24 protein-coding genes are annotated in these 23,563 nt (G+C 63.9%); 21 read left to right on the forward strand and 3 right to left on the reverse strand.

The genetic code is table 11. The features are described from left to right. Window positions 1-1,515: a collagen-like triple helix repeat-containing protein gene (locus KHO31_RS05265; protein WP_211622853.1), complete on the reverse strand. Its 1,515-nt coding sequence runs from the start codon at window positions 1,513-1,515 to the stop codon at window positions 1-3. A gap of 658 nt (window positions 1,516-2,173) precedes the next feature. Here KHO31_RS05265 and KHO31_RS05270 point away from each other — a divergent pair. The 15 genes from KHO31_RS05270 to KHO31_RS05340 all read left to right on the forward strand — a co-directional run bounded on the left by KHO31_RS05270 (window position 2,174) and on the right by KHO31_RS05340 (window position 17,327). Continuing rightward, on the forward strand, window positions 2,174-2,353 hold the full coding sequence (locus tag KHO31_RS05270) for a Flp family type IVb pilin (protein WP_201084067.1): 180 nt from the start codon (window positions 2,174-2,176) through the stop codon (window positions 2,351-2,353). A 142-nt stretch (window positions 2,354-2,495) separates the two neighbouring features. Next, complete coding sequence (locus tag KHO31_RS05275; protein ID WP_211622854.1) at window positions 2,496-2,996, forward strand: A24 family peptidase; 501 nt, start codon at window positions 2,496-2,498, stop codon at window positions 2,994-2,996. A 5-nt stretch (window positions 2,997-3,001) separates the two neighbouring features. After that, window positions 3,002-3,499 (forward strand): TadE/TadG family type IV pilus assembly protein, encoded by a 498-nt coding sequence (locus KHO31_RS05280; RefSeq protein WP_211622993.1) that lies wholly within the window; start codon window positions 3,002-3,004, stop codon window positions 3,497-3,499. A gap of 91 nt (window positions 3,500-3,590) precedes the next feature. Further along, window positions 3,591-4,538, forward strand: coding sequence for a Flp pilus assembly protein CpaB (cpaB, locus tag KHO31_RS05285; protein ID WP_211622855.1), 948 nt, complete (start codon window positions 3,591-3,593; stop codon window positions 4,536-4,538). Window positions 4,539-4,579: 41 nt separating this feature from the next. Beyond that, a complete protein-coding gene (locus tag KHO31_RS05290; protein WP_201084070.1) occupies window positions 4,580-5,968 on the forward strand; it encodes a type II and III secretion system protein family protein in 1,389 nt (462 codons plus the stop codon). 132 nt (window positions 5,969-6,100) lie between these two features. Then, window positions 6,101-7,342, forward strand: coding sequence for a fimbrial protein (locus KHO31_RS05295; protein WP_201084071.1), 1,242 nt, complete (start codon window positions 6,101-6,103; stop codon window positions 7,340-7,342). Between the two features lie 3 nt (window positions 7,343-7,345). Further along, complete coding sequence (locus KHO31_RS05300; RefSeq protein WP_201084072.1) at window positions 7,346-8,749, forward strand: CpaF family protein; 1,404 nt, start codon at window positions 7,346-7,348, stop codon at window positions 8,747-8,749. Further along, a complete protein-coding gene (locus KHO31_RS05305) occupies window positions 8,742-9,785 on the forward strand; it encodes a type II secretion system F family protein (RefSeq protein ID WP_201085672.1) in 1,044 nt (347 codons plus the stop codon). The genes KHO31_RS05300 and KHO31_RS05305 overlap by 8 nt, the downstream gene beginning before the upstream one ends. A 2-nt stretch (window positions 9,786-9,787) precedes the next feature. After that, window positions 9,788-10,801, forward strand: a complete 1,014-nt coding sequence (locus KHO31_RS05310; RefSeq protein WP_201083812.1) for a type II secretion system F family protein — start codon at window positions 9,788-9,790, stop codon at window positions 10,799-10,801. A 70-nt stretch (window positions 10,802-10,871) separates the two neighbouring features. Beyond that, complete coding sequence (locus tag KHO31_RS05315; protein WP_201085714.1) at window positions 10,872-11,693, forward strand: tetratricopeptide repeat protein; 822 nt, start codon at window positions 10,872-10,874, stop codon at window positions 11,691-11,693. A gap of 38 nt (window positions 11,694-11,731) precedes the next feature. After that, the gene (locus tag KHO31_RS05320; protein WP_201083813.1) at window positions 11,732-12,136 is read left to right on the forward strand and encodes a DUF3613 domain-containing protein; all 405 of its coding nucleotides are present in this window, start codon (window positions 11,732-11,734) and stop codon (window positions 12,134-12,136) included. Between the two features lies 1 nt (window position 12,137). Then, on the forward strand, window positions 12,138-13,949 hold the full coding sequence (locus KHO31_RS05325) for a TadG family pilus assembly protein (protein ID WP_236061300.1): 1,812 nt from the start codon (window positions 12,138-12,140) through the stop codon (window positions 13,947-13,949). Between the two features lie 15 nt (window positions 13,950-13,964). Further along, a complete protein-coding gene (locus tag KHO31_RS05330) occupies window positions 13,965-15,356 on the forward strand; it encodes a sigma 54-interacting transcriptional regulator (protein WP_093632485.1) in 1,392 nt (463 codons plus the stop codon). 47 nt (window positions 15,357-15,403) lie between these two features. Beyond that, entirely contained in the window at window positions 15,404-16,111 is a 708-nt protein-coding gene (locus tag KHO31_RS05335; protein ID WP_201083814.1) for a DUF2968 domain-containing protein, read from the forward strand. A gap of 988 nt (window positions 16,112-17,099) precedes the next feature. Beyond that, entirely contained in the window at window positions 17,100-17,327 is a 228-nt protein-coding gene (locus tag KHO31_RS05340) for a hypothetical protein (RefSeq protein ID WP_201083815.1), read from the forward strand. Window positions 17,328-17,347: 20 nt separating this feature from the next. Here KHO31_RS05340 and hfq read toward each other — a convergent pair whose 3' ends face one another. Further along, window positions 17,348-17,857 (reverse strand): RNA chaperone Hfq, encoded by a 510-nt coding sequence (hfq, locus tag KHO31_RS05345; RefSeq protein WP_201083820.1) that lies wholly within the window; start codon window positions 17,855-17,857, stop codon window positions 17,348-17,350. Between the two features lie 352 nt (window positions 17,858-18,209). Between hfq and KHO31_RS05350 the strand changes: the two genes are divergently transcribed. The 6 genes from KHO31_RS05350 (at window position 18,210) to KHO31_RS05375 (ending at window position 22,538) form a co-directional block, all read left to right on the forward strand. Continuing rightward, entirely contained in the window at window positions 18,210-18,359 is a 150-nt protein-coding gene (locus KHO31_RS05350; protein ID WP_201083821.1) for a hypothetical protein, read from the forward strand. 15 nt (window positions 18,360-18,374) lie between these two features. Continuing rightward, window positions 18,375-18,917 carry a sigma-70 family RNA polymerase sigma factor gene (locus tag KHO31_RS05355; RefSeq protein WP_201083822.1) on the forward strand — a complete coding sequence of 181 codons (543 nt, stop codon included), beginning with the start codon at window positions 18,375-18,377 and terminating at the stop codon, window positions 18,915-18,917. Further along, window positions 18,917-19,765: an anti-sigma factor family protein gene (locus tag KHO31_RS05360; protein WP_201085674.1), complete on the forward strand. Its 849-nt coding sequence runs from the start codon at window positions 18,917-18,919 to the stop codon at window positions 19,763-19,765. The genes KHO31_RS05355 and KHO31_RS05360 overlap by 1 nt, the downstream gene beginning before the upstream one ends. Before the next feature lie 273 nt (window positions 19,766-20,038). Continuing rightward, on the forward strand, window positions 20,039-20,521 hold the full coding sequence (locus KHO31_RS05365; protein ID WP_201083824.1) for a hypothetical protein: 483 nt from the start codon (window positions 20,039-20,041) through the stop codon (window positions 20,519-20,521). Window positions 20,522-20,560: 39 nt separating this feature from the next. After that, window positions 20,561-22,138: an FAD-binding oxidoreductase gene (locus tag KHO31_RS05370; RefSeq protein WP_201122253.1), complete on the forward strand. Its 1,578-nt coding sequence runs from the start codon at window positions 20,561-20,563 to the stop codon at window positions 22,136-22,138. 4 nt (window positions 22,139-22,142) lie between these two features. Beyond that, window positions 22,143-22,538, forward strand: coding sequence for a hypothetical protein (locus KHO31_RS05375; RefSeq protein ID WP_201083826.1), 396 nt, complete (start codon window positions 22,143-22,145; stop codon window positions 22,536-22,538). Here KHO31_RS05375 and KHO31_RS05380 read toward each other — a convergent pair. After that, the gene (locus tag KHO31_RS05380) at window positions 22,535-23,395 is read right to left on the reverse strand and encodes a DUF1571 domain-containing protein (RefSeq protein WP_236071119.1); all 861 of its coding nucleotides are present in this window, start codon (window positions 23,393-23,395) and stop codon (window positions 22,535-22,537) included. The genes KHO31_RS05375 and KHO31_RS05380 overlap by 4 nt on opposite strands. Between the last annotated feature and the right edge of the window lie 168 nt (window positions 23,396-23,563).

The following is a 23,563-nucleotide window of genomic DNA, read 5'->3' on the forward strand; positions in this document are numbered from 1 at the left end:
TTACTTCTTTCCCAGACCGCCGAGCAGGCTGCCTACGAGCGACGTCACCGGAGCAAGCGGATTGCTGCCCGATCCCTTGCCGCTGGTGCTCGACAGCGACAGGCCGGGGCTCGAGCTGGTCGAGGCGGTGGTCGTCGTGGCCGGCGTGGTCGCAACGCTACCAAGTGCACCGGTAACGCTCGACAGCAAGCCGGTGACCGGGGCGAGCGGGCTGCTGCTGCCGCCGGTCGCGCTGCTCAGGCCATTCGTTACGCTCGAGATCAGACCGGTGACAGGCGCCAACGGGCTGCCGCTGCTCGAGGTGCCGCCCAGGCCGCCCGTTACGCTGCCGAGCGCGCCGGTGAGCGGAGCGAGCGGGCCGCTGCTGGTGCCGCCGGTCAAGCCGCCGAGCGCGCTGGTGAGCGGAGCGAGCGGACCGCTGCTGGTGCCGCCGGTCAAGCCGCCGAGCGCGCCGGTGATCGGAGCGAGCGGGCCGCTGCTGGCGCCGCCGGTCAAGCCGCCGAGTGCGCTGGTGATCGGAGCCAGCGGATTGCCGCCGGTGCTGCCGGTGAGCAAACCGCCCACCGATGCGACCGTGGTGCCCGTATCCGTGACCGTATGGCCAAGAGCGGCCGTGATCGGATTGCCGCCGGTTGCGCTGATCAGCGTGCCGGCCTTACCGAGGCCGCCGCCGAGGGTCGAGAGCAGACCGTTCAGCGGCGCGCCGAGGCCGGTGGTGTTGCCGACTGTCTGCGTGGTCGCAGCGACCATCGACGTAATCGGCGTGATCGCAGTGCTGAGCGTTTGCGTGACTTGCTGCACCGGACCCGTCGAGAGCGCGGTGGTGAGGGTGTTGCCGCCGTTGGTGACTGCACCGCCGAGCGTATTGACGACGCCGCCGAGCGGCGTGGTGATGGCTGCCAACGGCGCGAGCGGACCACTGCCGAGGCTCGTCACGAGGCTGCCTGCATCCGTCACCGCGCCACCGACATGACTGACCACGCCACCAAGGCTCGAGACCGTTGTGCCGACCGCGTCGCCGCCGGTGCCGAGTTGGCCGAGCCCCTGCGAGACACCGTTGCCGAGCGTCGAAACCGCCGAGCCGACTTGCTGCACGATGCCGCCGGCGGCCTGAGTGGTTTGCGGGCTGACGCCTGGCAGCGTTTGCGAGCCGATCACAGTGCCGATGCCCGAGACCGTCGCGCCGGCATCGGTGACCACGCCGCCGCCGTTGCCGACTACCGTGCCGAGCGCATTCGCGACCGGGGTCGTGCCGGTTCCCGTTCCCGTTCCTGTCCCGGAGCCGCTTCCCGAGCCGTTGCTGCCGGTGCCGGTGTTGGTGCCGGAACCGCCCGAGCCCATCGAACCGCTGCCGCTGGTGGTGGAAAGCGCGCCGCCGGAGGAGCCGCTACCGCTGCTGCCAGTGCCGGCACTCAGGCTTCCCGAGCCGCCGCAAGCACCAAGAGAAAGCATCGCGGCCACGCTGGCTGCAATCAAGGTTGTTCGTACTGTGGTGTTGGCCGTTTGAATGTTCATGTCGCCCTCGCATCGCATGTGTTTTTGGGTGTTGCTGCGTGCCTACCTCTGCACGAGCCGTGCCATTTCGACTGAGCAATGCGAAAGATTTTTTTAGCGAAGGGTGTGAAGCCATGCGTGTTATGGCTTTGCGGTTGATTGATGGAGTGTCCGCTAACTCAGATATACCGCGTGAAAATGAATTCGCTAAACGTTTGCGAGGGCTGCGTAACGTAACGAGCCACTCGCGCCGTTACGAAACACGGCGTAACGCCAGCGCAACGAGAGGGGTCCGGACGCTTGAAACGTTCTGTTCAAACAAATAATTAGTGGAGCGAATCTAACTTATGGTTATTCCTATGTGCTGCAACGCACGAACTGCCGTTAACCTGAGTACGACGCAAAAACACATATGGCGTGAGGCTCAGGGCAGCGGACAATTGCTTAAATATGATTGTTCGGCTATAAAACCCGAAAGCATCAAGGATTGACGAGGGAGGTGCGTAATCGAACAGACAGGTCATAGACATCTGTTTTATCGAAGCCGGCTGTAAGGCAATGCTTCCGTGGCGCAACACGCAGGACCAGGAATGAGAGACCAATGGTCCGCAGCGTTAAAGGCTCCGTCATCCGAAGTAGCACGTAAACAAACGAACTAAATGAAAGTCCGAGGGTAAAAATGAAAAGGTTCACACAACGCTTCCTGAGAGATAACAAGGGCGTGACGGCCATCGAGTACGGTCTTATCGCGGGGTTAGTAGTGCTTGTCATCGCTGCCTCTGTCACGACAATTGGCGGGAACCTTAAGACCGTGTTGGACGCGGTTGGGGCTCTGATCGTCGTTCCGGCAGCCGCGTAAAGGGCAAACCGAAAACGCTCCGCGAAACAGCTGGCGTTATTGCGTCTGCTCGCTTTGCCGACGTTTTCTAACGCATCGCCAAATTGGCTAATGCGAATTGCATTGCAATTCGCATGGCGTTGCTTCGCCTGTCGAGTGCGAAATGAATGTCTCCGTCGGTACTTTGTTATTTATCGCCTGGGCCGCAGTGGTCGCTATCAGTGACTGCCGCAGCCGGCGTATTTCCAATTCAATTGTCGTCGCCGGTTTGGCGGCGGCATTCGGCTGCGCATTTCTTCAATGCGGGCCTTTCGGTGTTTCGTTGACCCGGGCTGCTATTGGAACGGTGATCGGTCTGGTCGCGTTGCTGCCGTTTTTCGCGCTCGGTGTAATGGGCGCCGCGGACGTCAAAGTGTTCGCCGTCCTCGGCGCGTGGTGCGGCATGCATGCGTTGCTTGGACTGTGGATGGCGGCCAGTTTTGCCGCGGGCGTGCACGCGCTCTGGCTGTTGATTACGACCCGCACGCGCCTCGCCGGTTTGGTCCGGCATCACGGCGCGACTTTCGAACTGGCCGGCAAAACCTCGACGCCGTACGCCGCGTGTCTCACGGTGGCCGCCAGTGCATGGCTTGCGCTTCAAGGACTGGCCGGAGGCCTGCGATGACGCCGATGACGCCGATGGCGATCCCGCTCGCGCGCGCTCCGCTCAAGCGCATCCCCCTGCGTCGCGTGCCTGCGCAGCGGGGCTCCACGGCGATCGAGTTCGCCTTGCTGTTCCCGCTGTTCTTCACGATCCTGTACGCGATCATTACCTTCAGTTTGATCTTCGTGGCGCAGCAGAACCTGACGCTCGCAGCGGAAGAGGGTGCGCGCGCCGCATTGAACTGGCAAAGCAGCACGTCGCTGCAAAACGCGCTTGTCAATCGCGGTAACGCTGCCTGCGCTGCGGCGAAGCTTCTGGTTGCGACTCTGGTGCAAACCACGCAGTGCACGTCGAGTTCCGCAGCCTGCGGCCCGGGTAACGCGATGCAGTGCGTGAATGTCTCGCTGACCTACAACTACCAGGCCAATCCGCTGGTGCCGACCTTGCCGCTGATGAGTTTCACGCTGCCTAACGCTTTGTCGAGCAGCGCCACGGTGCAACTCAACCCGGAGAATATTCAGTGACGCACGCGCCGGCTTCCAGTCTTTATGTCCGTGGATGCGGGTCCGAACGCTCGTACGGCACGGCATTATTTAACCGAAGCAGTGAGTCGTCATGCCGAATCTGACCAAAATTCTTGCTGGCGTGCTGATCGCCGTCGCGCTGCTGCTCGGCCTGTTCGCGTGGACGCTGTCGCGCCGTCCGGCGGCGGTGGTCGTGACCCCTGCGACGCATGCGAGCTTTCCGGTGGTCGTGGCCACTCAGACGTTGCCGGCAGGCAAGCCGATCACTATCGACGAACTGCGCGTGCAGTCGCTGCCGATCAATCCGAACGGCGCCTTCGCCGATCCGGCGCAACTGGCCGGGCGCGTGCCGAACGCGGAGATCGGCGCGGATTCGCCGGTGCTCGAAACGCAGTTATCGTCGGGACTCGCCGAGCGCATCGAGCCGGGTGAGCGTGCGTTGGCCGTGCGGGTCGACGAGGGCAACGCGGTTGGCAACCGGCTGCGTCCGGGTAATTTCGTCGACGTATTTTTCACACTCAAGCGCGACGGTGCGATCGGTAACAGCGGTGAAATCGATCGTACTCAGGCGCGTTTGCTGATGTCGAAAGTGCGCGTGCTCGCGTTCGGCAACGCAACCACCAGCGGCGACAGTGCCGGCGATCCGAACGGCATGGTGCGCACCGCGGTGCTGGCGGTACCGGTCGCCGACGTGGACCGCCTGACGCTCGCCGAAAGCGCCGGCCGTTTGATCTTCGCGCTGCGCAATCCGAAGGATGCCGAAGTAATCGATCAAAGTGTATTGCCGGCCTATCCGGGTGTGTTGAAAACGGCTGCCCGCGCCGGCGCGACCGAGCCGCTGCAAGATTCGACCCGCGCGGCAGCCGGCGTGTCGCTCGACGCCTTGTCGGGAAGCACCAATCCCGCGGGCGCCGGCACACGGCTGCCGCCGTTGCCGCATATGCCGCTGCCGCCTACGCGCGTCGCGGGCAACACCAACAGTACAAAGAGCGGTATCGAAGTGATACGGGGTGGGCGAGCCGAGACGGTCGCCTGGTAAGCGGTTTCAGGGAGCGGACGGCCATACGCGTCCATAACTACATGACACAACGGATTTTTGTTTTCGGGAAGGCGGCGTGGCTCGGGTTGGCCTTGCTCGCCGTATCGGCTGCGACTGACGCGGCCGGTCCGGTGCAGCGAGGGGATTCGGCACAGGCGTTCCAGGCTACGTCCTCGCAGACCATCGATCTGGTGGTCGGCGCGCAGCAGCCGCTCGCGACCGGCCATACGCTGAAGCGGGTCGCGATCGGCGACCCGGCGGTGGCCGATGTGCTGATCATCAGGGGCGACAAGCGTGGCGGCGTGCTGCTGGTCGGCAAGGCGGCGGGCACGACCAACCTGATGCTATGGGCGCGTGATCGCGATGCACCGCTGACCTATACGGTCAACGTCACCACCCCGGCTGCGGCGTCGCTGCTCGGGCCTGACACACCGAACGTCAAGGTGCTCGGCAGCACGGCGGTGATCTCCGGCTCGTCGGCGACGATGGAGGCGCACCAGCGCGCCGCGGTCGCGGCCGAAGGTTCGCTCGGCAAGGATGGCGCGGTGTTCGACACGTCGACGGTGGCGAGTCGCGCGGTGGTGCAGGTCGACGTGCGGGTGGTCGAGTTCAGCCGCTCGGTGCTCAAGGAGGTTGGCTTCAACTTCTTCAAGCAGAACAACGGTTTTTCGTTTGGCTCGTTTTCGCCGTCGGCGCTGACCTCGGTTTCTGCGACGGCGGGGCAGCAGCCGCAAACGACGATAACGACGCCAATATCGTCGGCGTTCAACCTGATTTTCAACTCCGCCACGCACGGGCTGTTCGCGAACCTGAGCCTGTTGGAGAGCAACAACCTTGCACGCGTGCTGGCCGAACCGACGCTGGTGGCCTTATCCGGGCAGAGCGCAAGTTTCCTCGCGGGCGGTGAGGTGCCGATCCCCGTGCCACAGGCGCTCGGTTCGACCTCGATCGAATTCAAGCCGTACGGTGTCGGACTCACGCTGACGCCGACTGTATTGAGCCCGCAACGCATTGCGTTGAAGGTGGCGCCCGAAGCGAGCCAGCTGGATTTCGCCAACGCAGTGACGATCAGCGGCGTGTCGGTGCCCGCGTTCACCACGCGCCGCGCGGACACCACGGTCGAGCTCGGCGACGGCGAGAGTTTCGTGATCGGCGGATTGATCGACCGCGAGACCGCATCGAATGTATCGAAGGTGCCCATGCTCGGCGATCTGCCGGTGATCGGCACCTTCTTCAAGCAACTGAATTACCAGCAGAACGAGAAAGAGCTGGTGATCATCGTGACGCCGCATCTGGTGTCGCCGCTCGCGAAGGGCGCGACCTTGCCGTCGACGCCGGGCGAGCAGTCCGAGCAGCGTAACGGCCCGGTATGGCGCTCGCTGATCGGCGGCGTGGCGTCGCGTGATGCAGCGCCGGGATTTTCGAAGTGAAGCCGGCGGGCGCCCAGACGGCGCGCCGGCTCGGTGGAGCAGTGAGCCAGCGTGCGTGCGAACCGCGTGCGCCTGCTGGCAAGCAGTACGACGCGGGGGCTTCGCAGCCCATGCCGCATAAGGATGTCCAACATGAACGCGAGAACGCATTCATTGACTGAACGCGCGGTCACCGATTATTTCGTGTTTGCGTCGCTGGCCGACGAGCACGTGCATTGGCTCGCCGATACGCTGGTGGGCGCAGGTGTGGTCGAAGCGGCCACACTCGATCCGTCGATGCTGATGCAGCGCATTGCGGCGCTGAATCCGTCGCTGGTGTTCGTCGACTTTTCCGGCGGCCGCGCTGCGGCGGCGAGTGCCGCGGCGAGCGCGGTGCGCACGGTCTATCCCGGCATGCAGATCGTCGCGCTCGGAACGCTCGCCGAGCCCGAAAGCGCCTTGGCCGCGCTGCGCGCCGGCGTGCGCGATTTCATCGACTTGTCCGCGCCCGCCGAAGACGCATTGCGGATCACGCGCCAGGTATTGGACAACCTCGTCGAACCGGTCAGCCGCCATGGCCATGTCACCGCGCTGCTAGGCGCGCGCGTCGGCATGGGCGTGAGCACGCTGGCCGCGAACCTCGCGGTGATGCTGCAACGGCGCGACGTCGCGCAAGGACGGCAGGCTGCCTTGCTCGATCTTGGCTTGCCGGCCGGTGACGGCTCGCTGCTCCTGAACACGCGCAGCGAATTCAATTTCGTCGAAGCCGTGCGCAACCTGCGCCGCTTCGATCAGACTTTCGTCCACACGGCGCTGTCGCACCACGCGAGCGGCCTCGCGCTCACCACGCTGCCGCCCAATCTCGCCGACATGCGCGAGGTCTCGTACTCGTCGTCGATCGGTTTGCTGAACCGGCTGCGCGCGTTCTTTGACCAGCAGATCGTCGATCTCGGCGGCTTCACCAACAGCGAGTTCATCGCTCACGTCGTGCAGGCCGCCGACGAAACCTGGCTGTTGTGCGATCAGGGCGTGGCTTCGATCGTCTCGGCGGTCAGCGTATTGGACGCGCTGCGCGAAGAGGGGGTGGATACGGCCAACGTGCGGCTGATCGTCAACAAATTCGACGCCGACCTCGGTCTCGCCGCCGCACAGATCGCACAGCGTCTGGAGATTCCGTTGCTCGCCACCTTGCCTGAGCGGCGCATCACGCTCGGCCAGGCGGTCAACCAGGGGCATCTGCTGGCTGATGTCGCGGCGCGCGATCCGTACGTGCGCGCACTCGAACCCTTGATCGAGCGGCTCGGCGGCGACGCCTGCGCGGCCGCGCAAGCACGCAGCAAATCCGCGCTCGGCGCGCTCAAGCGCTTCATTCCAACCACTTACAAGCGGTCATAGACGATGGCAAAAGAAATCGAATTTGCCGACGACGCGCCTTCGTTCGCGCATAGCCAGCAGTTCCAGGACATCAAGAACGCTGCGCACGAACACCTGCTGACGCGTATCGAAGAACTCGGCTCCGAGTTCGGCCGCTGGTCGCGTAACGCGATCAACCAGTTCGTCGATCTGGAGATGGACAGCTTCGTGCGGCTGCGCCGGATACCGATCAACGAGAGCGAAGTGCGGTTGATCGCCGAGGCACTGACCAAGGAGTTGGCGGGCTTCGGGCCGATCGAGGATCTGCTCGCCGATCCGGCCGTCGAAGATATTCTGATCAACGGCTACAACGACGTCTACGTGTCGCGTCACGGCATCCTGACCAAGATTCAGGTGCGCTTTGCCGACAACGCGCATCTGCTGCGGATCGTACGGCGCATTCTCGCGCCGATCGGGCGGCGTCTGGACGAATCGAATCCGATGGTCGATGCGCGCCTGCCGAACGGTGGGCGTGTGAATGTGGTGATCGAGCCGCTGTCGATCGACGGGCCGATTGTCTCGATCCGTAAATTCCGCAAAGATCCGATGCGTCCCGAGGATCTGCTTGCCAACGGCACGTACAACCCGGAAATCGGTGCGCTGCTCGATGCGGCGGTCGCCGCGCGCTGCAACATACTGGTGTCCGGCGGCACGAGCTCGGGCAAGACCTCGCTGCTCAACGCGCTGGCGTTTCACATTCCCGAGCCGGAGCGGGTCGTGACGATCGAGGACACGGCCGAACTGTCGCTGAATCACCCGCACGTGGTGCGGCTCGAAAGCCGGCCAGGCGGCTTCGACGGCGCGGGCGTCGTGACGATTCGCGATCTGCTGCGCAATACGTTGCGGATGCGGCCGGACCGCATCATCGTCGGCGAAGTGCGCGGCGGCGAGGTGCTCGAAATGTTGCAGGCGATGAACACGGGCCACGACGGCTCGATGGGCACCGTGCATGCCAGTTCGCCGCGCGAATGTCTGTACCGCCTCGAAATGCTGGCCGGTTTCGCGGGCTTCCAGGGTACGGAGTCGAGCTTGCGCCGGCAGATCGCCAATGCGATCGACTTCATCGTGCAGATTGGCCGGCTCTCGAACGGGCGTCGGCGGATTCTGTCGATCACCGAAGTCACGGGTCTGTCGGACAACATCATCGCGACTCAGGAGCTCTATCGCTACGAACCGGTCGCGACCGCGGAGGGCGATGAACTCGATAACTGGGTGTCGCTTGGCATTCATCCGCACTCGCCGAAACTGGCGCGTTTCCGTCAGGCGCTGGGCGCTGGCGAGGCACAGAGCGGGTTCGGCAACGCGGGCTTTGGCGGTGGTGGCGGGTTCAGCGGCGGTGGCTTCGGAGGCGGCAGCAGCGGCGGCTTCGGCGGAGGCTTCAATGTCTAGCGTGGTACTGGTCTTCGCGGCGCTCGCGCTGCTATGCGCGGCGTGCGCGTTGCTGTTATGGCAGCGTGGCGCGCAACGCAAGGACCAGGTGAGCACTGAGCGCTATATCGATAGCCGTATGGCGGCGGCCATGCCGGCCGGTGCGGGTGCGGGCGGTTCGGTGAGCGGCGCGGCGGGCAATCCGCGCGTCGCGCCCGCGCGCGCCGCCGCGGCGTCTGCCGCGCCCGCCGCGATCGCGCCGCAAGCGCCGCCGGCCGACGCGGGCTGGCTCGCGCATGGGCGCTACCTGCAAGCGCGCGTACGCTTCACGGTGCGGCACGCGATGGCGCGCGCGGGCATTGCCAGCGCCAAGGGTCCCGCCGCGATTGTCGGCGCAATCATGGTGCTGCTGTGCGGCTGGGCCGCGCTGGTAGGCGGCGTGCTCGCCGCCGGTGCGACGCTGATTACGTGCGCGATGTTCATCTATTTTCTGCTGGCGGTGCGCGCGAACAAGCGCCGTCAATTGATCGTGCGGCAATTGCCGCTGTTCCTCGACGGCATCGTGCGTTTGATTACGCTCGGCAACAGCGTGCCCGCCGCGTTTCAGGCAGCGTTGCAAAGCACGGAGACGCCGCTGCGCGAATGTCTGGATTACGTATCGCGGATGCTGCGCACCGGTGTCGAAATCGATCGCGCGCTGACCCAGGTCGCGGTGATCTATGGCGTGCGCGAGCTCGAACTAGTTGGCGCCGTGCTGCGTCTTTCGGTCAAATACGGCGGCCGTGCCGACGTGATGCTCGACCGCATGGCTTCGTTCATGCGGGATCTCGAACAGGCCGAGCGCGAACTTGTGGCGATGTCGGCGGAAACGCGGCTGTCGTCATGGGTGCTGGCGATGTTGCCGGTCGGTATCGGCGGTTTTCTGATCCTCTCCAATCCTAGTTATTTCGCGTCGATGTGGTTCGATCCGACCGGGCGGCAACTCGTCTACCTGGCGTTCGGCTTGCAGGTAGTCGGCGCCTATCTGCTGTATCGCCTCGCGAATCTGAGGACATGACGATGCAAGCCCATCAACTCGTCGCTCTCGCATTGGCTCTGGCCGCGCTCGCGCTGCTGCTGCTCGCCGGATTGGTGCTGGCGCGCGTGGCCGCCGTGCGGCGCAGCGAACGCACGCTCAGACACGCGCTCGACGAACGTGCGATGCAGACCGCGGCGCTCGCGGCCGCGGCGGCTGCACGTGGTGCGGACGGCGCGCAGGGCGCCTCGAAAGCGGCTTTGCGACACGTGCAGCCCAAGGGTTTCAAAGGACTGCTGGAGCGCTTTGCGCACACCGGGATTCGCTGGCTCGACACGCCCTTCGGCCGCCAGGTCGTCGCTGAGGAAGACCGCCGGTTGCTTGAGCAGTGCGGCTTCGTCGATACGCGCACGCGCGGCCTGTTTCTGGTAGCGCGGCTCGTGGGCGCGCTGGTGCTGCCGGCGGTGATGGGCACTCTCGCGCGCGGCTATCTGGACGGCTCGCGCTACGTCGTGCTGGTGGTCATCGCGATCGTAGTGGGCTTCATGTTGCCGAAGATCGTGCTGAAGCGGCGTGCCAGCAAGCGCCGGCTCGGCGTGGTCGACGAATTGCCCTTGCTGGTCGACCTGTTGCGTTTGCTGCAGGGCGTGGGCTTGTCGCTCGATCAGAGCTTGCAAGTCATGGTCAACGATTTCCGCACGATGCTGCCTGTGCTCTCGAGCGAGCTGGAAATCGCGCAGCGTCAGTTCGCGACGGGCCGCACCCGTGAGCAGTCGCTGAACCGGCTCGCTTCCAGTTATGACAACGAAGATTTGCGCGCGGTCGTGCGCCTGCTGGTGCAGGTCGACCGGCACGGCGGCGCCGTGCAGGAACCGCTCAAGCAGTTCGGCGACCGCCTGCGCGAATCGCGCCGGGCGATGTTGCGCGAACGCATTGGCCGTCTCGCCGTGAAGATGACAGGTGTGATGATCATCACGTTGTTGCCGGCGTTGATGATCGTCACCGCCGGCCCGGGTGTGCTGGCCGTCCAGCATTCGCTGGTCGCGATGCATCGGTAAGGATTTTGCAATGAATCACTGTTTATCGTTCGGACTTCTGACGCTCCCGGCCCAACACGCCCGCCGCGCCATGTGCTGTACCGTGGCGCTGGCCGCGTTGTCGCTGCTCGGCGCCTGTGCGTCCAAAGATGTCGTGGGTTACGGCGTCGGAGCGCAGGCCGAACGTGCGGCGATGGCCCAGCTGGCCAATCGCGATCCCGCTCCGGACACGCCCGGCATGTACCTTGGATTGATCGACCAGATGCAGTCGCAGGGGCTTTACTTCGCCTCGCTCGCGCATATCGACGCGTACGAAAAACAGTACGGCGCGAGCCCCGATACGATCTTGCTGCGCGCCGACGCGCTGCGTATGACCGATCAACCCGACGCCGCCGCGACTTCGTACGGACAACTGCTGAAGACACCGCTCGCCACGCGCGGCTATCGTGGGCTTGGCCTGATCGCCGGTGCGGCCGGCGACTTTGCGCATGCCGCGCAGGAACTGCAGCAGGCCGCGCAACTCGCGCCGACCGATGCGGTGACCCTGTCGGACCTTGGCTATGCGCGGCTGCGCGACGGCGATGTGAACGGCGCGCGCGTGCCGCTCATGAAGGCGGCCGAGCTCGATCAGAACAATCCGAAGATCGTCAGCAACATGGTGCTCTACCTGCTCGCCAACGGCGACCAGGCACAGGCGCTGGCGGTGATGAATCAGCAGAAGTTCACGCCGGATGTGCGTGCGGAGATTCGCAACGACGCGGCGAAGGTGGCGGCGGCGGGGCGCGCGCAAGTACGCGGATCGCCGGCGCAACCACAACAACAGTTCGGACAGGCAGGCGCAGGCGCCGGCACGGTCGCGAGCGCGCAGGGTATCGAGCCGGCGCCGCGTTTATTGCAGCGTTTCGCGCAGTGAGCGCGCAGTGACCCGATCAGGCAAACAGGGGAGTCGAGATGAATAGCAGAACAGCGAAGCGAGGCTGGAAGGCATCGGTGCTGTGCTTCGGTGTGACGACGGGCATCGCGCTAGGCGTGACGGCTTCAGCGGTTGCGCAGACAGGCGACGCCGCTCAGCCGGCACAGAGCGCGCAGCCGCCGGTCCAGGCGAGCGAAGTGGGTCACTCGACCCGCGCATGGCTCGACCTGCAAAGCAGCAACACGGAAGCCGCGCCCGCGCTGCCGATGCTCGGCGCCGAGGCCGGGCTTGCCTATCGTCGCTACATGGAATCGTTCAAGAGCAAGATTCCCGACCTGTACGGGTCCGCGCTGAATACCGGCAGCGGCAACGGTGGCGGTGGCGGCAGCGGTGGCGCGATGGGCGTCACCAGCGGGACGGGTCCTGGCGGCGGTTCGAACTGACATGCGCCAACCCTCGACCTTTGCCGCGTCCGCTCACTATCCGCGCTCGTTTCGTGCGCGGCGTGGCGGCGCGTCGATGCCTGGCGCGCGCCGCCAGCATGGCGCGATCGCGGTTCTGGCGGTGATCTGGTTGAGCATCGCGATTGCGGCGCTCGGCGCGATCGACATCGGCAATGTGTTTTTCGTGCGCAGGCAGTTGCAGCGCACGGCGGATCTGGCGGCTGCGGCGGGCGTGCAACTGGTCGCCAGCGCGGGTGGTTGCTCCGCGGCAACCGCAGCGGCCACGCAAAACGCGACGACTAATGGTCTGCCGACCAACGGCACCGTTGCGGTGTCGTGCGGCAGATGGGACCCGGCGACCAGCACGACGCTGACTACTCCTCCGACCGACGGAACGGGTTCACCGATCAACGCGGTGAATGTCACCGTCGGCCAATCGGTCCCGTACTTTTTTCTTGGGCCGGCGCGTAACGTACAAGCATCGGCGACGGCGAAAGCGACGAACGTCGGCACGTTCACGATCGGAACCTCGTTGATTTCGGTGGGCAGTAGCGGATGCACGGCTTCCTCCAGTACCCTGAACAGCATTCTTGGCGGCCTGCTTGGTGTCAATCTGCAGCTAGATGCGGTGTCGTACTGCGGTTTGGCCACTGCACGGATCAAGGTGCGTGATTTGGTGGTGGCGGCCAACGCGGGCACGGTCGACGGACTACTCAAGCTTCCGGTCACGGTGGGCAGTCTTGCCAATCTGATGGTGACCGCGCTGCAGCAGACGTCGATCGTCAATGCTAACTTGAGCTCCAGCATCGGCGCGCTGCAAACAGTGGTGAGCGCAAACGTGCCCGGGGGGTTCAACATCGGCGACAGCTCTTCAGCTTCGGGGTTGCTCTCGCTTGGCCTCGCCAATACGCAAGCTGCGCTGGATGCGACGATCAGCCCGCTGGACGCGCTGGTCGTGGCCGCCGAGATCGCCCAGAAGGGACAGCCGCCGATCAATATTGCGGCCGGGCTGAACCTGCCAGGACTCAGCACGACTTTGCAGGTGCAGGTGATTCAACCACCGGTGCTGGCTATCGGGGAAGCCGGCACGACGCCCGGGAGCAGCACGACGTGGGTCACCAGTGCGCGTTCGGCGCAGGTGCGGGCGTACCTGAAACTGACTCTGGGCACGTCGTCACTGCCGTTAGGTGCGCTTGGGGCGCTGATTCCGATCGATGTCAATCTGCCGCTTTACGTCGAGGTGGCGCCGGGAACCGCGGGCCTGAGTTCGGCCAACTGCGCTTCGACGCGCCAGGCGAGCCAATCTGTGATCGGTGTCCAGACGGGGCTGGCGAATATCTGTATCGGAGATCCGCCGGCCAATATGTCGGCGTCGCAAGCGTTTAGCTGCAGCAACCCCGCCACGCTGATAAACGTGGCGAATCTAGTGACCGTTCAGGCGGCGGCTTCGGTCGCTCTGGTTAATCCGCCGGCACAACCCACCTACCTGACTTTCGATGGCGTAGTCGACAACGAATATCAGTCGACCAATTCGAACCAGGTAGGCGGAGTGATTTCCAATGCTTTGTCTGGTCTCGGGACTCAACTGGCCCAGCCAAACGCGTTGAGCATTGGGCTGCCGCTGGGGATCAGTTTGCCGCTGGGCCCGATTGCCTCACCTATAGTGACGTTGCTCGGCCAGGTTCTTGCGCCCGCGCTCGGCGGCCTCGACACGCTCCTCGTTCCCGTGCTGCAACTTCTCGGCGCGCAGATTGGCGTCAGCACAATTCACGACCTGTCGCTGACATGCGGCGTCTCGCAACTGGTCAACTAGCGTAACCACGACAAGATGAGAACCAACCCCAAAATCGAGGAACTCGATATCTACGTCTGGGAAGGCAAGGCCGACATCGTCGACCGGGTCGCGCGCTGCATGGCGAGCTTCGACGTCGAAGTGATCCGCGCGGACGATATCGCGATCTCGCCTGAACGGACCGCGCTGCGGCCTTCGCTTGCGATCATCAGCGTCTCAGTGATCGACAGCGGCGCGCTGCTCATGCGCGACTGGCAGGCCGCACACGGCATTCCCGTCGTGTGGGTCGGCGCCGCGCCGCGCGATCATGACCCGGCGACTTACCCGTCCGACTATTCGCACATCCTGCCGCTCGACTTCACCTGCGCCGAATTGCGCGGCATGGTCATGAAGCTGGTGCTGCAACTGCGCGCGCACAGCGCCAAGACGCACGAGTCGGATGCGATGATCGCCAACTCGGAGTGCATGCAGGCGCTGCTGCACGAAGTCGACACCTTTGCCGACTGCGACACGAGCGTGCTGGTGCATGGCGAAACCGGCGTCGGCAAGGAGCGCATCGCGCAACTGCTGCACGAAAAGCATACCCGCTACGGCCAGGGGCCGTTCGTCGCGGTGAACTGCGGCGCGATCCCGGACGGTTTGTTCGAATCGCTGTTCTTCGGCCACTCGAAAGGCTCGTTCACGGGTGCGGTGGTCGCGCACAAGGGCTACTTCGAGCAGTCTGACGGCGGCACGCTGTTCCTCGACGAAATCGGCGATCTGCCGCTTTACCAGCAGGTCAAGCTACTGCGCGTGCTCGAAGACAGTGCGGTCACGCGAATCGGTTCGGCCACGCCGGTCAAGCTCGATTTCCGGCTGGTGGCGGCGACCAATAAACATTTGCCGCAACTGGTCAAGGACGGCACCTTCCGCGCCGATCTTTACTATCGGCTTGCAGTGATCGAATTGAAGATTCCGTCGCTCGAAGAGCGGGGCGCGGTCGACAAGATTGCGATCTTCAAGGCCTTCATCGCGCAGATCGTCGGCAGCGAGCGTCTCTCCGCGTTACCAGACCTGCCGTATTGGCTCGCCGACGCGGTGGCCGACACATATTTCCCCGGCAACGTGCGCGAACTGCGCAACCTGGCCGAGCGGATCGGGGTGACGGTGCGCCAGATCGGCGCGTGGGACGCGGCGCGCCTGCAGCGACTGCTCGCGCTTGCGCGCACCAGCCAGCCGGTGCCGGCCGAGAGCGCGGCGGAGGTGCTGGTGGACCGCAGCAAATGGGACATGGCCGAGCGCAACCGCGTGCTGGCCGCGCTCGACGCAAACGGTTGGCGCCGCCAGGATACGGCCCTTTATCTCGGCATCAGCCGCAAGGTTTTGTGGGAAAAGATGCGCAAGTACCAAATTTTTGATGAAGAGCCCGAAACACGCGAAAGTGAGTAATAATGAGACGGTTGTACTAAAACAAAAACTGTTCAAGCAGGATTTACATGGACCGAAAGTCGAAACTACGACAGATTGCCTTGGTTGCATTCATCGTAATGGGGGGTGTGCAGGGCGTGAACGCGCAGGCTCTGCCGGATAGCGGATCGAGCGCCGGCGTCGTTTCCCAACCGGGCACGACGACGGCCTTGCCGGCCACTGGACAGGCGCAGACGAGCGCGTTGACGCCGGACGAAGCCAAGCAGTCTGCCGCGGGCAATGTTGCGGAATTGCAGCAGATGATCCGCGGCTCGGATCTAAGCGAATTGCGCACGACGTACAACGGCAGCTACGGAGCGAGCTTGCTGTTTTACGGCAAGGAGATGACGTACTACGTGGCGTTGTTCCAGCAGAAGAACTTCTGGCGCGTCATCAAGACGCAGGACGCCACACGTGCGGACATGATCTACAAGGATTTTGTGCGTCAGACGCTGCAACTGTCGGACGTGGAGATTCGCCGCACCCAGCTGGAAGCGCAGAAGGCGTTCACTGAGCGCATGATTGCGTTGTCGCAGGACCGTGCAAACCGCTTGCAGGCTGACCTTGACGTTGCGCATCAGCAGCAGACGATTGTCACGAACCAGCAGCAGCAGACGCGTGCCGAAGCAACGGCGCTTGCGCAGCAGAAGGCGGCCGCCCAAGACCAACTGCGCGCCGCGCAGCGTCAGGTTCGCGAACTGCAGCGTCAACTGGAAACCGGCCTGCCGACGCACTGAGCGCGATCGCAGGGAGACCGGAAGATGGGAGGGCGAGGCGGCTTTGAAAGCGCCGCCCGGCCCATCGAACGTATAAGCCGTACACTAAGCAAGTCATCTATCCCGCAGCAAAAAAGCCTCGTTTCCGAGGCATCTCTGCCGCAAGAGCGGCGCCCCCCACACTTCCGGTTTCCCATGCGTACCCATCCGCGACGCACGCAGTGCGAAGCGGGAGCTGACGAGCCCTTTGTCACTCACGCTGAATGAGCGAGGGCACGGATTCCAGATGCACCACTACCCTCTCCAAGCCAGGGGACCGGCTTATGAGCTGGCGGTGTGAGCCGCTTTCTTTGCTTATCTTTCTTTGCGGCGGCAAAGAAAGTAAGTGCCGCCCCGCACAGGGGCAACGCTAATAGACCACTAAGAAAACAAGAAAAGGCCAACACCGCAAGCGCACAGAAAACACCCCCCGCGCAAGGCAAAAAAACCATCCCTAATGCCGCTTCTTCCCCCTCGAGGCTCCGCCTTCCTCCGGCAAGTGCCGTGGCTCACTCACATCGACGGCAATCGGATCACTAGCAGGAAAACTCTCCTCGAGTGCCTCATCGAGTCGGCTATCCGCGGACTCGGCCGGCTGCGTTGATTCCTTAGGCTGAGTTGCGTGGTGCTTCTGCTTAGTCATGACATGCTCCGTTAGAAGAGAGTCGACAATTCAGCATAGCGCAAAGCGGGCCCACGCGAGCATCCGCCGAACGGCCCGGACCCTCACGCCGTAAGCATTTCCTTCAAAACCCAAACCCTCGAAAACCAGATCAGAAAACAACGGGCAAAAAGCAAAACTTAAAACCATTCCGCATCAAGTCGTTCTGAGTGTGTCGCCCGGAAAACAAAAAAAGGCATCCGCCGGCCGCACCGCCAGGCAGACCGCACGGCATCACCGTGAACGGGCAACATCCAGCTCAAGAGGGGAGCCAACAAAAAACAGCGAACAACAAGGCAGCGAAACGACATGGACCGAAAAAACCCTGTGCGCGCGCAGCGCTTCAACGCGTTACACGTGGTGGAAGCCGAACTGGAACACCTGGATTGGGCAACAAGACAACCGGCGCTGCGCATGCTGGACGCCGTGTACTGGCGGCGCCGCGTGCTGGCGGTCAAATGCGGATATGAACTGACGGACTTGCAGGTAACGCGACTGGAGAAGATTTTGCAGCGGCTCGGCCATCCGGCGGAGTAGCCGGCCGCTGCGGCGGCGGTTTATTCGTTACCGCTCGGGGTGCCGCCATTGCCGCCATGATTGCCGCCGCCATGGTTGCCACCGCCATGGTTGCCACCGTCGCCGCCGCCCGTGCCGAACAGACGTCGGCGGCGTGTTACGACCACCGGACCGTCGGACGTACTGGTGCTACGATCGGACGCAGGGCGATCCGAAGACGGCGCGCCATACGACTCGCGCGGTTCACGCGGTTCACGATGGTCGCGCGGTTCACGCGAGCCGTGCGGGCCACGCGTGGTGTGCTCGCCGTGCGAAGGCCGTCCGGCGCGCGGCGCCGGACGCGTGCCGGTGTCGAGCTGGATCGTCGAGATCGCGCGCTTGTAGATGCCTTGCAGGCCGACAGGCGTGCGCAGCATCACCAGATACTGATCGAACGACTCGATGCACCCTGTCAGGCGAATGCCGTTGACAAGATAGATCTCGACGCGCTTTCGTTCTTTGCGCGCAGCGTTCATGAAGTCGTTTTGCGGATGCGATTCTGCGGAAGCCATGGACAATTCAGGTTAGTAAGACGGTTGTTCGCCGCGATTCTACCCTGTGTGGGGGCGGAACGCGTCGGCGGGCGAACTGCGTCCACTATAACGGCTTGCGCGCACATAAGCATCTGATAACTATTAGCTGTAACGTTGAGTTACGAATCTGCCGACGAATAGCGCTTTCTTCGGCCACCGTCGGGCGGTTCCGATGCGGATGGCGGAAAAAGATAGCGCAACCAATGTCGCACGCGGAATAAATCGCAGTCCGCTCACGTTAAGTCATGCATGGCAGCGCTGCATATCGCACGTGGCCGATCGGGTCGCCGGCTCGCGCGCACCGGCCAGGCCACTCATCAGGAGACTCACCATGAAAGTATCCCGCCTTCTTTCCTCCGTCTTCGTACTGCTGGCGCTCGCGCTAGGCTCGCTCGCAACGAGCGCCTGCACCTCCGCCACCGATAGCAGCGCCTCAGGAACCAGCGGTGGCTCCAGCAGCGGCAGCGGCGGCGGCTACTGAGCGTTGCCACGCCGGGTGAATTTCGAAGCGGAAGTTATTTCGTGGCTCCCGCAGTTGCGCCGCTATGCGCGCGCACTGACGGGCGACCGCGCCTGGGCCGACGACCTCGTGCAGGATACGGCGGAGCGCGCGCTCGCGCGCTGGGCGGCTTTCCGTCCGAACAGCAACCTGCGTGCGTGGCTCCTGACGATCCTGCGGCATCTTTACATCGATCAGTTGCGCGGCCGTCGCGAGATTGCCGTCGACGACGAAAGCGCGCCGTGGCGCAATCTCGAAGCGCCGCATGGCGAGGTCGACGGTCTGGTGCTGCGCGATCTTCAGCGCGCGCTGTATTGCCTGCCGGTCGAGCAACGGGAAGTACTGCTGCTTGTTTGCGTGGAGGAACTGTCGTATCAGGAAGCGTCGAAGGCGCTTGGCGTGCCGATCGGCACGGTGATGTCGCGACTCTCGCGGGCGCGGGAACACATGCGCGTGCTGATGACGGAGGGGCCGGTTGAAGGGGGCGCTGAAGGACTGGCGCGTAAAGTCCCGCCGTTGAAAGTAGTGAGAAATCCGTAATGAACAACGACCACGATTCCAGCTTGCCTGAGGGGCTCGATCTGCGAGCGCTGTCGGCCTTTGTCGACGGCGAGTTACCGCCTGCGGAGCGCGCCGCGATCGAGGCGCAACTGCCGCAGCAGCCCGAGGCTGCCGCGAGAGTGGCCACGTGGCGCGCGCAGAAAGCGGCGCTCGTGGCGCTGTGTGGTGCGCCACAACGCCACGAGCGCAATGAACGCAGTGGAAGTGTCGGGCAGAGCGCGGCCGATGAACCCGCTTTCATCGTGGTGCGGCGGCCGACTCCGTGGTGGCAACGCGTCGGCCTCGCGGCTTGCTGGCTTGCGGCGGGCGCGGGTCTCGCGCTCGCCTTGGGGCCGCTCGCACCGCGTCTGACGGGCGGCGCATGGAACGGTCTGGGCGGCCAGCCGCCGAGCTTTGCCGAGCGTGCCGACGTCGCCTATGCGGTGTACACACCCGAGCGGCGTCATCCCGTCGAAGTCGCCGCGAGCGAGGAAGAGCATCTGATCGCCTGGCTGTCCAAGCGCCTGAACCGGCCGCTGTCGGTGCCGTCATTGCAGGAGTACGGTTACTCGCTGGTGGGCGGGCGATTGTTGCCCGGCGAGGCGGGACCGGCCGCGCAGTTCATGTACGAGAATCCCAGCGGTGCACGGCTCACGTTGTACATCACCGGTATTTCGCGCGACGAAACCGCGTTCCGCCTGTTCCGCGACGGTAACCGCAGGACCTTCTACTGGGTCAACGACCGCATGGGCTACGCGCTGTCGGGACCGATTGCGGAAGGCAAGCTGCGCTCGATCGCCATCGAGGTGTGCAGCGCGCTTGGCGGCAAGCCGGAGGACTGGCAGTAACACTGAAAGCGCGGCAAGCACCGGGCTCGGGCATGTAAAACGCCGGCCACAAGATCTCGCTGCAACACGCGGTAACAGAAACGCCTGGCGCTCACGGGCGGCCGTCGGAATAGCGTCGCGCGGCGCTTCGTTTACTCGCTGCAGGACCATGCTGTTCCGCCTTGGATGCGCGCCGGAACGGCATGGTCCAGTGCGAGGCAAACCGACGGGGTCTTCACGGTGCCGATACGCTTTTTGCGAGTCGCAACGCCGGCGCGTCGAGGCAGCGAAATCATGCTTACTTTTCATCAGTTCGGCACAGGGCTGGGTTCCGGCATAGCGTGTCTGTGCCTGTGCGCCGGCTGCGCGGCGCCGGTCGAGGCGCAATCGGACGCAAATGCATCGTTCTATGACACCTCGACGTGCCGGTTCGTCGTGGGTCAGGCTGAAATCGACGGCGTCATGCAGCAGGTCAGCGGCCGCGCTTGCCTGCAGCCGGACGGCAGCTGGCAGATCGTCGAAGACGATGCCGCCGCGCTGGCCTTGAGCCCGGCTCCGGTGTATTACTACGATCCATGGTATTGGGGGCCGCCGGTGGTATTCGCGGCTGGTGTATCGTTCATTTTCGTCGACCGCTTCCATCATTTTCATCACATGGACCATGTGCGCTACGGACATGGATCATATGAAATGGGGGCGCACGGCAACTGGCATGGCGGCGCGTCGACGCACATGTGGAGCGGCATGTCGCACGGCGGCGGTGGGATGCACCGCTAGCTTGCCGCTGCCCGCACGTATGGCCACAAAGGAGAGATCTTGACGCGCAGCTTGCCGCCAAAAGTTTCCGCCACCGAGTTCGATCGCGCGCTCGCCGGCTGGCGTGCGATTGTCGGCGAGCCGCAGGTGGTGACCTCGGCCGCCGGGCTCGCTGCGTATCTCGACCCGTTTGCACCCGGCGAGCGCGAAGCGTTCTCTGCGTCCGCCGCGCTGCTGCCCGCATCTGTCGACGAGATTCGTGCGGTGTTGCGGATTGCCAATCAATTTCATATTCCGTTGTGGACAGTCTCGACCGGACGCAACTTCGCGTACGGTGGCGCTGCGCCGCGGCTGACAGGTTCGGTGGTGCTCGATCTGCAGCGGATGAACCGCATTATCGAAGTGAACGAAACGCTCGCCTACGCGCTGGTCGAACCGGGCGTCAGCTACTTCGATCTCTACGCGCATCTGCGCGATAAAGGCTACAAGCTGTGGGTCGATCCGCCCGCAGCGGGGTGGGGCAGCGTGGTCGGCAATACGCTCGAGCGCGGCTTCGGCTATACCGCGTACGGTGACCACGCGGCGGCGCAGTGCGGCATGGAAGTGGTGCTCGCCAACGGCGACGTGCTGCGCACCGGGATGGGCGGAATCGAAATCGGCACCGCGTGGCAATTGTACCAACCGGGCTATGGGCCTTCCTTCGATGCGATGTTCATGCAGTCGAACTACGGCATCGTCACCAAGCTCGGTGTCTGGCTGATGCCTGCGCCTCCCGCGTATCTGCTCGGCGAAATCCAGTTCCGGCACGAGGAGGATCTCGAAACGATCGTCGATATCTTGCGGCCATTGCGGCTCGATGAAACGATCCGCAATAACGCGGTGATCGAAGGCGGTTTGCGCCGGGCCGCGGGGCTGTCGGCGCGTCAGCAGTGGTACCAAGGCAAAGGCGCAATGCCCGAGAATGCGGTGGCGGCGATGCTCGACAAGCTGAATGTGGGCCGCTGGAATCTGCATTTCGCGTTGTACGGAACGCCCGAATTGATCGATGCACGCTATGCGATCGTGCAGCGCGCGTTCGCCCGCGTGCCACAAGCCAGACTCTCGGCCGCTCGCTATGCGGGCGATGCGCAACCCACCGCGGGCGGTGATCGCAACCTGGCCGGGATCCCGGCGATGAGCGCGTTCCGCATGCTCGACTGGCGCGGCGGCGCGGGCGCACATGTGGACTTCGCGCCGGTGTGTCCGGCGACCGGGCGCGACGCACTGCGCCAGTACACGATGGTCAAGACGCGCGCGGCGGAATACGGCTTCGATTACTACGGCGGCTTTACGGCGGGCGTGCGTCATTTGCATCACATCTTCGCGGCAATCTTCGACCGCAACGACGCGAACCAGGTCGAGCAGGCCGGTGCTTTATTGCGTTCGCTGATGAGCGATGCGCGCGCGGCGGGTTACGGCGAATATCGTGCTCATCTCGCCTATATGGATTTCGCCGCGGCGCAGTACAGTTTCAACGACGGCGCGTTGCTGCGGCTCTCGGAAACGATCAAGGACGCACTCGACCCGCACGGCATTCTCGCGCCGGGCAAGCAGGGGATCTGGCCGGCGGCGTGGCGCGACCGGCGGGGTTATACGTAAGGCAATGGACCGACGCACTTTCATGATGACCGGCGCATGGCTTTCGACTGCGGCAGGTGGCGCGTGGCCGTGGCTCACGCATGCTGCTGCTCGTCACGACACGCTCGCCGTGATCGATTCGACGCTCGCGTGCGGCCCCGCATTCGCCGACTACGTCGCACACATGAAGCTGCCCGCCTTCGAAACCGGCGACGACATCGGCGCGCTCTGGTACACGGTGCTTGCACCGCGTCTCGCGCAAACGCCCGCTTCGCTGATCGGCCTCACACGCGCATCCGATTATTTCGTGCTCAAGGAACTGGCTACCCGCGCAGTCCACATGGTCGAGCACAGCTACGAGCAGGACGCGGGGCCTATTGCGCATGTCGCCTTCGCGCTGACGCCGCGCCTTCTCCGCTAGAACTTATAAGCCTTGTTCTTCGGATCGAAGGTCGAGTCGTCGAAGGTTTTCGGCGTAATGCTTTCGAAGACGATCTTCTCGAAGATTTTGCCGTCGTTGTTATAAGACTCGACGGTGCGGAAATACGGATGCCGCAAATCCAGCCCGAGCGTTTCTTTCTTGGCGTAGAACTGTGGCTGGCCGTTAGGCGTTTCGAAGGTGAAGGCAACCACGCGCACGCCGTCGATCGTTTTCACTTCCACCTGAGTCGAGCGCGGCAAGCCGGCTTCGATGTATTTCTTGCCTTCGGCGAGGTACTGATCGGCAATGTACTCGGTGCCGAGATCGCGCACCTTGTGGTTCGATTGCGCGCGGGCGAGGGCGCCGTTCAGCGAGGTCCACAGCGGCATCACATTCATGATGCCGCCGAGGTGGCCATACATTTCGTCGGTGCGTTTGGACTCGTCGTAGACGATTTCCTGACCGGCGTGCGCCCCGTCAGGCAACCACTTCGCGTAGATTCGCAACGGGTCGTGGGCGATGCGCACCAGCATGTGATCGGGTTTGTCGGGCCACTGGCCGTGAATGCGTTCCGAGCGCGACATGATGAACTCGTACGACGGATAACCGTTCGGTCCTTCCTTGATGTAACGCGGCAACGCAAGCGGATCGAGTGACTGGAACAGGGCAACGAGTTGCGCGTCGTCGAGCTTTTCCATTGCGCCGCTTTGTTGTGCGGCACGCAGCCACTTGACCTGCTGATCCAGCGTGAGCTTGCCGACCTGCGAGGACGGCGTGGTGGGCGCCTTGACGGCGCTGGCGGTGTCGAGCGCCGGCGGCGTGTCGTCGTTCTGTGCGAACGCCGGCGGCGTTGTCATCGCAACGGCGCTGGCTACCAGCACACCGATCAGGAGTCGCCGTGACGAAACCGCACGTAATGAAGCGATCAGGAACGCATTCAATGTGGCAGTCTCCGACGAAAAACGGGTGAGGCGCATGAAGGCCTGCGAGCGGTTCGAACCGCTCGCTCGGCTCGATCGGCACAA

This window comes from Paraburkholderia domus (assembly GCF_905220705.1).
Lineage (GTDB): Bacteria > Pseudomonadota > Gammaproteobacteria > Burkholderiales > Burkholderiaceae > Paraburkholderia > Paraburkholderia domus.